7 protein-coding genes are annotated in these 11,189 nt (G+C 35.2%); 5 read left to right on the forward strand and 2 right to left on the reverse strand.

Annotation, left to right across the window (positions count from 1 at the left end):
* The first annotated feature begins 1,190 nt into the window (after positions 1–1,190).
* The 5 genes from Q0W95_RS03675 (at position 1,191) to murJ (ending at position 8,369) form a co-directional block, all read left to right on the forward strand.
* Positions 1,191–1,472, forward strand: a complete 282-nt coding sequence (locus tag Q0W95_RS03675; protein ID WP_297790120.1) for a hypothetical protein — start codon at positions 1,191–1,193, stop codon at positions 1,470–1,472.
* Positions 1,473–1,490: 18 nt separating this feature from the next.
* Positions 1,491–3,017, forward strand: a complete 1,527-nt coding sequence (locus tag Q0W95_RS03680; protein WP_297790122.1) for a 4Fe-4S dicluster domain-containing protein — start codon at positions 1,491–1,493, stop codon at positions 3,015–3,017.
* A 383-nt stretch (positions 3,018–3,400) separates the two neighbouring features.
* Positions 3,401–5,137 carry an ABC transporter ATP-binding protein/permease gene (locus Q0W95_RS03685; protein WP_297790124.1) on the forward strand — a complete coding sequence of 579 codons (1,737 nt, stop codon included), beginning with the start codon at positions 3,401–3,403 and terminating at the stop codon, positions 5,135–5,137.
* Positions 5,127–6,782, forward strand: a complete 1,656-nt coding sequence (locus tag Q0W95_RS03690; protein ID WP_297790126.1) for an ABC transporter ATP-binding protein — start codon at positions 5,127–5,129, stop codon at positions 6,780–6,782. Before Q0W95_RS03685 ends, Q0W95_RS03690 begins: the two co-directional genes overlap by 11 nt.
* A 66-nt stretch (positions 6,783–6,848) precedes the next feature.
* Positions 6,849–8,369, forward strand: coding sequence for a murein biosynthesis integral membrane protein MurJ (gene murJ / locus Q0W95_RS03695; protein ID WP_297790128.1), 1,521 nt, complete (start codon positions 6,849–6,851; stop codon positions 8,367–8,369).
* Between the two features lie 89 nt (positions 8,370–8,458).
* Here murJ and Q0W95_RS03700 read toward each other — a convergent pair whose 3' ends face one another.
* Both Q0W95_RS03700 and Q0W95_RS03705 read right to left on the reverse strand, forming a co-directional pair.
* Positions 8,459–10,189: a hypothetical protein gene (locus Q0W95_RS03700; protein WP_297790130.1), complete on the reverse strand. Its 1,731-nt coding sequence runs from the start codon at positions 10,187–10,189 to the stop codon at positions 8,459–8,461.
* The gene (locus tag Q0W95_RS03705; protein ID WP_297790132.1) at positions 10,182–11,087 is read right to left on the reverse strand and encodes an AAA family ATPase; all 906 of its coding nucleotides are present in this window, start codon (positions 11,085–11,087) and stop codon (positions 10,182–10,184) included. The genes Q0W95_RS03700 and Q0W95_RS03705 overlap by 8 nt, the downstream gene beginning before the upstream one ends.
* Positions 11,088–11,189 lie beyond the last annotated feature (102 nt).

Here is an 11,189-nt window from a genome sequence, read left to right on the forward strand (position 1 = left end):
GTAAAGAATAATTAATAAAATTTATAAACAACTTTTTTATGATATATAATGATTTGGGGACCTACGGTATATGGAAAAAAATCAGGTATTAACCGCTTTTGGAATGCTTTTAGGTCCTGTAATTATTCAAGCTATGTATATAAACTATTGTAATTCTTTAGTCTCACGCTATTTTTAAAAGTAAATTCCAAAATGTCTTATGCTTAAAAAAGAATACAAATATAAGAAAAGCTGATCCTCGATTGTGAGTATCAGCTTTTTTTCGTTTTCTACTGTAATGATAGTTATAGTTACTCTGCTTGATCTGCAAATATTGCTTTTTTTTCAATTGGTTACTATTATCTATTTGACAGGTTGTAAATAATTGATGATAAACCAATTAAAATACAAACTAATGCAGGTAAGTAACTTATAGTATTAGATGTTTCAGCGCATAGTTTAAGTAATAAAAAATATAATACTCCAACTATAAAATAGATAGGAATAAATTTCTTGTTCCAAAATATTGACTTTTCCATATCATAACTCATTTTAATCAAAATAACTACAAAATTTGCTAAAATATTCCTTTCATAGATTTCTTAATTAATTCCTCTTTTAAGGGACATATGATTGTCTCTATTAAGTACCTACCAGATGATACCTTGAGTAAAAATTAAATTTTTCTTTCGACTAATTAAAAGTGCATATATAGCCCCTAAAATAGCCATAATTAATCTAGAAGCCCCACAAGGTAAGTTTATTCGTGGTACTAATAATACTCCTAGAATAAACAATATATCATAGTATACAATATTAGATTTATGTTTTTTGAATAAATTGTTGTTGTTTATTGTTAGTATTATTAAGGATACTAGAAATATAGAAATCCAAAAGTAAGATAATGAGTCTTCTCTGCCTATATTACTGTAATATCCCACGCTTGAAATTATCATAACAATATATGGAAGTAAGTTTAATTTTCTAATCATAATAATCTGTACATCCCTTTTACTTTTAAATTATTATTTAATTATTATTCTATTAAAAATCGAATAACCGTCTTACTTTTTTGTTACCCAGATTAATATAGCATAAACAAAACAATATGGCATCAGCTTATTATAGTTAGCTTATGTTTATGTATTATTAATTGCTATATCCTGTTAAATTTGATACAATCTAAGTAAGACTATAATTGGAGGGAAATTATGAAAGTAACCATTTGTTCATGTGCTAGATGCACTGCCCACGGAAATGAATTCCTATACGATTCTGCTAACATAGTTAAAAGAGACATAAAATATGCTTATAAAGTAGAGAATCTTGGGGATTCTCCAGAGATTGAAATCGTATATAAAAATATTATGAATGAAGTAGAAAATCCAGAAAAGAATGCTCCATTAGTAAAAATCGACGATACTTACATAAAAAAGGCTAAGCCTGAAGTTATGATGGAGATGATGTTCGATAAGTTAGTACCAAAAAAATAAGATAGAAGAGGAACGATAATGAAAGAATCATACATAGACATACTTAACATAAGAAGGATGGCTTTCGAGGCAGTTGCAAAGATTGCCTATGAAAATAGACCAATTACTGATATCGCTCTTGAAGTTTACAATATTCTTCCAGGAGAAGAAGCAAAATATAGGGAAAATATCTTCAGAGAAAGAGCAGTTATGGGGGAAAGACTTAGGATGTGTATAGGTCTTGATGCTAGAACTGCTGCTAATACAGATGCAATCACAGATGGACTTGATTCCATGGATTATGATAGGAGAATCTACAATCCACCTTTAGTATCTGTAATCAAAGTTGCTTGTGAGGCTTGCCCAGAAAATAAAGTTACTGTAACAGACCAATGCCATGCTTGTATAGGCCACCCTTGTGTGAATGTTTGTCCAAAAAACGCAGTTACATATACAGCCAAAGGAGCTGTAATAGATCAAGACAAATGTATCAAGTGTGGTAAGTGTGTTGACGCTTGTCCATATCATGCAATCAACCACCAAAAAAGACCTTGCGCGGAATCTTGTGGCGTAAAGGCCATAGTATCAGATGACTTGGGTCGTGCTGAAATCAAAGAAGATAAGTGCGTGGCTTGTGGTAGATGTATTATAACTTGTCCATTTGGGGCAATTTCTGATAAGAGCGAAATTTACCAACTTATCAAATCTCTCCAATCAGATAGGAAAGTTTATGCTGTAGTCGCTCCTTCCTTTGTCGGTCAATTTGGAGTAAATGTAAGCCCAGAACAAATCAGAGAGGCCATCAAACAACTAGGATTTGAGGATGTTATAGAAGTAGGACTTGGTGCTGACCTTACAACAATGAATGAGGCGCATGAGTTCTTAGAACAAGTTCCAACTGGAAAGATACCATTTATGGGAACAAGCTGTTGTTTCTCATGGAAATCTATGGTAAGGAAGCAATTCCCAGATATTAATGATAAGATTTCTGAATCTTCAACACCAATGATTTATTCTGGAAAACAAATGAAAAAACGTGATCCAAATTGCGAAGTAGTCTTCATCGGACCATGTATCTCAAAGAAACTTGAGGCCCTAGAGGATGAAGTAGCTGAAGTAATTGACTTTGTAATAACCTATGAGGAACTTCTAGGAATGTTCCTAGCTAAGGGAATCGAACCATCAGAAATCGAAGTTGATGAGGAGATGATGGATGCTTCAGAAACTGGAAGATTTTATGCAGTAAGTGGTGGAGTAGCAGAGGCAGTTAAGAGAAGAATTTTAGAAATCAACCCTGACATAAAAGTCGATGTTGAGGGAGCTGAAGGCCTCGATAACTGCGTCAAACTTGCAAGGATGGCAAAACTTGGCAAGATGAATGGCAAACTTATAGAAGGAATGGCTTGTATGGGTGGTTGTGTAGGAGGACCTGGAACAATAGTTGCAGAAAACAAGACAGGCAAGGCAGTTAAGGCTTTCGCCGCCAAGTCAATCTATAAGTCACCAGCAGATAACGAGCATATCCCACAAGAAGATAGGCCAGATGATAGCAAATTACAAATATAATTAAATAAAGTTTAATCCTTATTTCTAATTTGGATAAGCAATAAAATATTAAGCGATGTTTTAGCCTAAATACCTAGCCTTCACTTATTATTTATTGCTTACCTAGAAATAGGGATTTTTTATTTTCATGTGTTTATTACAAGTAAACCTACAAGTAGTCAAAGATAATAATAAACTCATAAAAACTAGATAGTGAAAATCAATTGCATTACTTGGGAATATATGTTAAAATTTAATAAATGAACAAAGTTCAGTTATTAACCTTAGCTTATAGAGCCTTGTTTTAATATCTTAGGAGATAGTATTTGCTAGGAACATTTGCTAGAAAAGGTATAAGTGTAGGCTAATATGAACGAAGTTCAGTATTTGATTAAGGAGTTTTTATGATAAACAAAAAGCTTGCTAAACTTTTAGCACCTGAAAAAAAATATCTATTTCTAAATTTGTTTTTTAGATACTTATCCTTGTTCATGCAAATTGGAATTTTCTTCCTAATAAGTATGTCAGTTATGGAAATTTTTGAAGGACAATCAATACCTGTAGGCAAGTATTTTATTCTAGCTTTAATTTTTGTTGGAGCTAGAATATTTAGCCAATATCAAGTTTCAAATATTGCTTTTAAATCAACAATGACCATGAAGGAGAAGATGAGGACTTTGATTTTTGATAAACTTATGGATGATAGGATTGATTACAAAAAGTCCCTTTCGACCTCGTCAATCTTACAACTAGCTGTTGAGGGGGTAGACCAACTAGAGATATATTTCACTTCCTATATGCCACAACTTTACTATAGTCTATCATCAGCCCTAATCCTATTTGCTGTGATATCCTTTGTAAGCTTAAAGGCAAGCCTTGTGCTTTTTATATGTCTTCCCCTAATACCAATTTCTATTATTCTTGTCCAAAAGATAGCTAAGAAACTTCTTGGAAATTACTGGACTTCCTATACTAGCCTAGCTGATATTTTTTTGGAAAACCTGGAAGGGCTTACAGACCTCAAGGTTTATGGGGCAGATTCCTATAGGCAAGATGTAATGGATGATTTTTCTGAGAAATTCAGAAAAGCTACCATGAGAGTTCTTCTGATGCAACTAAATTCAACATCAGTCATGGATATAATTGCCTATGCTGGAGCAGGCCTAGGCATTGCTATCTCCTTAATCGAGTTTTCAAGGGGCAATATTACAATTTTTGGGCTAATGTTTATTAGCTTATTGGCAAGTGAATTTTTCCTTCCCCTAAGGCTATTAGGTTCTTTTTTTCACATAGCCATGAACGGAATAGCTGCTTCTAATAAGCTTATGGGTCTACTCGAAAGTGATAGTCTGAACCTTTCTTCTGATAAAATTGTAGGAGGAAAGATTGAGGCTTGCTTTAATGATGTTAGTTTTTCCTACAAGAATGATAGAAAAATCCTTGACTCTATAAATATTAGCATAAAAAGTGGAGAATTTGTAAGCCTAGTAGGTCTAAGTGGATCTGGAAAATCAACCATAGCCAGGCTTTTGACTGATTATAGCCTAAAATATGACGGAAAGATTATTATAAATGGCAAGGAAAAAATGACCCTTGACCCTAAAGATCTTCATAAGAAAATAATTAGAGTTGATTTCGACCAAAAACTTTTTAGGGGAAGCCTAAGAGATAACCTTCTAGTTGCAAACCCAAGTCTAAGTGATGATATTCTGCTAGATGTCTTAAAAAAGGTCAATCTCTATGATTTTTTTGACCAAGAAGATGGTCTTGATACACAAATTTTGGAAAATTCGTCCAATCTTTCAGGTGGTCAAAGGCAAAGGCTTAATCTTGCGAGAGCCTTTTTGTCAGATGGGCTCTTATATATTTTCGATGAGGCAACAAGCAATATTGATAGGGTAAATGAAGAAAAAATCATGACTCTTATTAAAAATCTTGCCAAAGATAAGGCGGTTCTTATTATTTCTCATAAACTTATTAATCTTGTCGATTCTTCGAGGATTTATTTTATAGAAAATGGAAAAATAAGCGCCAGTGGTAGCCATGAAGAAATCTATAGGAGGTCAAAGGCTTATAGGCAGATTTTTGACAAGCAGGAAGAATTAGTTAATTATCTCAAGGGGGTAGATTATGAAAACTAGAAGAAATGGTTTTTTAATAATGAAAAATATGCTAAATCTTGTTGGAAATCTTTATCCAATAATGGTTATGGCAGTCCTTATAGGAAGTCTCGGGCATTTATGTGCAAGCTTTGTAACAATCTTAGCTGGTTATGGTCTAGTAAGCATAATCACCCATCAAGATTTTTACTTTATCATTAAATTAATACTAGCTCTAGCAGTTTTAAGAGGAATATTTCATTATATAGAACAATACCTAAACCATTTCCTAGCCTTTAAAATCCTTGCACAAATTAGACACCTTGTTTTTAAAAAGATGCGAAGTCTAGGGCCTGCTAAGCTATGCACTAAGGAAAAGGGTAAGCTCATAAGTCTGATAACATCTGACATAGAGCTATTAGAAGTTTTTTATGCACATACAATTTCTCCCATAGCCATAGCTCTCGTATACATGATATTTATTCTAGTTTTTATTTCTCGCTTTACAATTTATCAAGCCATCTTAGCTTTTTTAGCCTATACTTCTATTGGACTTATTGTTCCCCTTGCTATAGCTAGGCTAAACAAGGACTTAGGACTGCTTAGTAGAAACAAAACAGGAGAGCTTAACTCCTTTGTTCTTGAAAGAATTAGAAACATCTATGAGGTTAAGCAATTTGATTTGAAAAAGAAAAGTGAAGATGATCTAATTGATAAATCAAGAAATTTAAAACAAATTGACTTAAAGATAAATCAAATAAAATCCCTTCAAGAAGCCCTAACAACTGGTCTTATCTTAAGCTCTAGCCTACTGATGTTCGCACTTTCCGCCTATCTATATGATAGAAGAATCGTTGGCTTTGATGGAATAATCATTCCAACCCTTGCAATTCTTGCAAGCTTTGGCCCCTTTGTCGCCCTATCCAACCTCGGAAACTTCCTAGCCTTTACCCTTGCAAGTGCTGATAGAATCCTAGATCTCTTAGCTGAAAAACCTCTTGTAAAAGAAGTATTGGGCGAGGGTCAACTAGGAAGTTTTGACCAAGGGCAAATAAAAAATGTTAGCTTTGCCTATAAGGATGAGCCTATAATAAAAGATTTCTCACTTACTATAGATAGAGGAAAGATTTTAGGTCTTTATGGAAAAAGTGGATGTGGTAAGTCAACTATCCTAAGGCTAATAATGAGGTTTTGGGATGTAAATAAAGGCGAGATAACTATAAACAATAAGGATATCAAAGACCTAGCAAGTGCTGATTTAAGAAAGGCAGAAAGTCTACTAGGCCAGGATACCTATATATTTAATTTAAGTATAGAAGAAAATATAAGGCTTGCTAAACTTGATGCGACCAAGGAAGAAATAATAAATGCAGCAAAAAAAGCATCAATCCACGACTTTATAGAATCCCTTCCTAAGTCATATGCAACTATGGCAGGAGAGATAGGCAGCGGACTTTCTGCTGGAGAAAGGCAGAGGATTGGGGTTGCCAGAGCCTTTCTTCATGACGCAGACCTCATGCTTTTTGATGAGCCAACTAGCAATCTCGACATCCTAAATGAGGTGATTATCCTAAAATCTATCAAAGAATCATCCAAAGATAAGACTATCTTGCTTGTATCACACAGCCTATCAAGCTTATCTATAGCAGATGAAAAAATAAGGGTAGGAAATACAAGGAAATCATAGGGCCTTGATTTGTCTTTATAAATCTTAATGATATAATAAGAAGATAAGAAAAAAAGAGAGGTTTATATGGGTCAAACTACAATAATGCTGATGCTCATAACCATTATATCCAAGATATTTGGGTTTTTGAGAGAAGCAGTAATGGCTTCCTACATAGGAGCAAGTGATTTAAAAAGTATATACACAACTGCCAACACCCTACCAGTTGTCATAGCAAACTTTGTCGCAGTTGGGATTATTTCAGGCTTTATCCCAATTTATAATAAGGCGAAAAATGAAGAAGGCGAACTTGCAGCTGAGGAATTTACATCAAATGTCCTCAATATCTTGATGGTATTTGCTGCTATAGCTGTTGTTCTAGGGATAATCTTGGCTAGACCATTTTCCAAAATTTTATCTCCAGATCTTTCTGGTCAATCCCTAGATCTTGCAACAAACTACACAAGGATAATGATGTTTGCAGTTTTTGCCTATCTTTATTCGGCAGTTTTTAGAGGTTACTTGAACCTGAAGGGCAACTTCTTCGATCCTGCCATCACAGGCGTTATTATGAACATTATAATTATAGGCTTTACTATTCTTACAGGTCTTACCCAAAATCCTTACTACCTAATTATAGGCGCTCTCTTGGGCAATAGTCTCCAATACATCCTATTTCCTAGAGCTGCTAGAAAGCTAGGCTACAAGCACAGGAGAATCTTAGACATCCACAATAAGTATGTAAGAAATCTTATGCTTATAGCTATTCCGATTATTATTTCATCTGCTGCGGGCGAACTTTCAATAATAGTTGATAACTCCATGGCATCAGCCTTTTTTGGAAAGGCAGCCATCAGCAAGTTCTTCTATTCAAAGACAATGCTTACCCTAATCACAGGTATCATAACTATATCTGTAACCACAGCCCTATTTCCAAAAATTGCAGAGCTTGGTCAAGCAGGAAAAATTGATGAAATGAAGCAAAGAATAAGCTCTTCTGTTGTTTCTACTATGCTTCTAATAATACCAGCAAGTATAGGAATGGCAGTTCTTGCCGAGCCAGCTGTTTCAGTTGTCTTTGAGAGAAATGCCTTCACCAGCCAAGATACTGTAATAGTCGCAGCCTTGATTGCTGCCTATGCTCCAAATAATATCTTCATATCAGTAATGGATGTTGTCGATAGAGGTTTTTACGCAGTAGGTGATTCCAAAACTCCTGTAATAGTTGTCTTGATCCAACAAAGTGTAAATATCATCTTTAACTTCGTCATGATTAAATTATTCGGCATGGTGGGTCTTGCTTATTCAACAGTCCTAGCCTCCTTTGTCGGAATGATTTTGATGATTTATAAATTTAGAAAAAACTTTGGATCTATCAACTTCAAGGCTTCTCTTATTTCAATAATTAAAATATCAGTAGCCACAGCAATTATGGCAGTAGTTGCAAGCTTTACCAACAACTTCTTCCAAGGTCTATGTCCAAAAATTCTTGCCTTGTTTGTAGCAATCATAGTCGCTATGCTTGTCTATGGTGGACTTGTAATTTTCGCAAGAATCCCAGAAGTAATGGAAATGATTAATACTATCTACCACAAGTTCAAAAAATAACTTAGCCTATACCAGATTGTCGACCAGTCTGGTATTTTTTTGTCCATGCATAAAGAGTGAATGTAAAAGAAAAAAGCAGGTAAGCCTGCTTATAGTAAAATCTGATTCTTCATAAATATGGACACTATTTTGGAGAAGTTCTCAAGATTGGTTATCCTACAAAAATCAGTATTATAAATCAACTTGGCATTTTCCACATCTTCTTCTTCACCAGTAAAGACCCCTAAGATTGATATGTTATTCTCCTTTAGCCTTCTCACTTCCTTGGCTGTATCCTTTACTGCATTATCATCAACATATTGATCCTTGTCCAAAAGTTTGACCGTATTTATATTAGACCTCTTATCGTGAGGCTTGCCATCAGATAGGACAAGAACAATATTTTTTGTATTTTCATCATCATTTTTGATAAGCTCGTTAATAGTTCTAAAGGCTAGGCCATCCCTGTTTGACCCTGAGGCAAAAAAATTAAAAATCTTGTCGTTGTTGTGCTTTTCGTCATAGTCCCTATAGATATTAAAGACTGTAAAATCTCTTAGGGTAGAAAAACTCATCACCCTAATAGGAATGTTCAAAGCATCCATTGCCTTCTCTATTATATAGGCCTCGTTGGCAACCATAGCTTGGCGACCTATTTGGCTTGCTGACCCATCAAGGAGAAGATCGACCCTAAATTTAGTTATATCATCGCTCTCTTCATTGGCAAAAACATTGTAATCATGGAGAACACTCGCCCTCCACGCCTTGGTCGAATCAATCGCCCCATAATTCTTGTAGACTTCGTTGTAGTCTAGGAAATTTGCTATGGAGTTTTTTATAGAAAGAGTAAGTTCGTTGATAGACCTGTTGTTAATTGCCATATTCTCCTTGATATAGGACTCGTTTTTTTCTGCCTGCTCACGCCTTCCTTTCTTATAATATCGGGCGTTTGCCTTGGTGGAATATTCTCCTCTAGTAAAATAAAGTCTTTTTCCCCCATGAACCCCCTTGGCAATCTTATGCTCGAGGGCACTCACCTTCTCTTCTGGGAGGATAGAAAGTCCGTAGAAGTCCTCGATAAATTCTGAGGAAGAATGGTAGGTATCCTCGCCCTTATTCAGGAACATGAGGTTCTTGTCATTATCTTGCGTCTTTTCTGCTAAGTATATATTGCCCGTAAACTCAGCCGACCCTATCCCAAATTGCTCGTTGATATACTCATCGGTATACTCGGACTTTGTATCATCAAGCTCGTCCTTATCTTTAAAGTCCTTGGGCTTGTTTTCCTTAACCATCTCCTTGAAGGTATCCCTGTCCTTGGCAGACCTACAAAAGCGAAAATATTTCTCGAAAAAATCATTAAGCTCATCGATAAGGTCGGTAGTCTTTGTTGTATGGATGGCAAAAAGGGCTGAGTAGATATCCCTAAAGACCTTGCCCTCAGTAATAGGCTTATCAAGTATAGAGCCATAATAGGCCTTCTCTACCTGCTCCTTGAGGTCTTTTGGATTGTGGACAAGGTATTTTGCCATAAGGTCTCTGGCATATTTTTTCCTCAAATCTCCAATCACCAGATTTTCCTTGGCAAGTTCCTTGTAGGAAATATTTTCCATTAGAATCTCGGTCATGAACTTAAAATCCTCAAAAAACATATTATCCTTTTTTATATAGGCAAAAAAAGAATCCAAAATCTTAAAATCAAAGGTTCTAATCTTGTAGCCCGTAATCATATTAAGGTAGATGTTATCCATTGGGTAGGATTTTTTAGGCAAAAACTTGTAGTTTTTTGCAAAATCCCAGATGATGTTGTATTGCCTAATCTTCTCTAATTGCTCATTCATCAAAGATACTCTCAGAAATATTTGTAGGAATCTTGCTCTTTAAGGTATCTAGGACGATTTGTCTTTCAAACTCATCAAAGGACTTGTTGACAAGCCCCATCATCAAGGCTTGGTAAGGAGAAAGCCCAATCTTTATAGTTTCGATTGCTCCGAGTAGACCACGAAGGTCGACAGACTTGGTAGAAATCTCGTTATTCTCGCTCTTGGTTTGAAGACTCATAAATAAATCGATAAAGGCCTTCCTGTATTTTTCCTTTAGACTTGGGAAATTATCCCTAAGGAGCTTATCCAAATTATCCCCCGTAATGTTTGGCACATTAATAATCATAAACCTTGAAGAAAGAGCCTCATTAAGCTCTCTTGTGCCGACATAGCCGTAGTTCATTGTCGCAATAAATCTAGTATTAGGATCGAGGGCTATCTTGTCATAACCAGAAAGGTCGATAATCCTCCTGTGGTCAAGAGTTGCGTGAAGGACGGAAATCGCCTCGTTTTTTGCCATATTTATCTCATCCAAAATAGCAAAGCCCCCCTTCTCGCAAGCTTCTGTGATAGGCCCTTTCCTAAAAACAACCTCACCATTCTTGAAAGTATCTGCACCAATAAGGGCAGCAGAATCAGTATTAACATGGAAGGAAATGTTGTAGGAAGGTCTTTGGAAAAGATAGGAAAGATTGGACGAAAGGACGTTTTTGCCCGTAGCCTTAGCTCCAGTAAGGAGAATGTTCTTTCCAGCAAGAAGAGCAGCTATAGCCTCTTCCAAAACTTCTTTGCCATAATACTTGTACTCAGGCTTGATAACCCTATCATTATCAGGAAGTCCATTTTCTCTTCTATATAATTCCACTTGCTTAATTAAATTTTTATCTATATTTTCTTCTTGTAAATATTTTATCATCGTACACCTCGGCTTTATTATACAAGTTAAAGAAAAAATATCACTTGCCTAGCTCAAACATTCATTTAAGAATATATATAAAACAAAAAGTCTACAAAATCA

The organism is uncultured Anaerococcus sp., from assembly GCF_947253225.1.
GTDB lineage: Bacteria > Bacillota > Clostridia > Tissierellales > Peptoniphilaceae > Anaerococcus.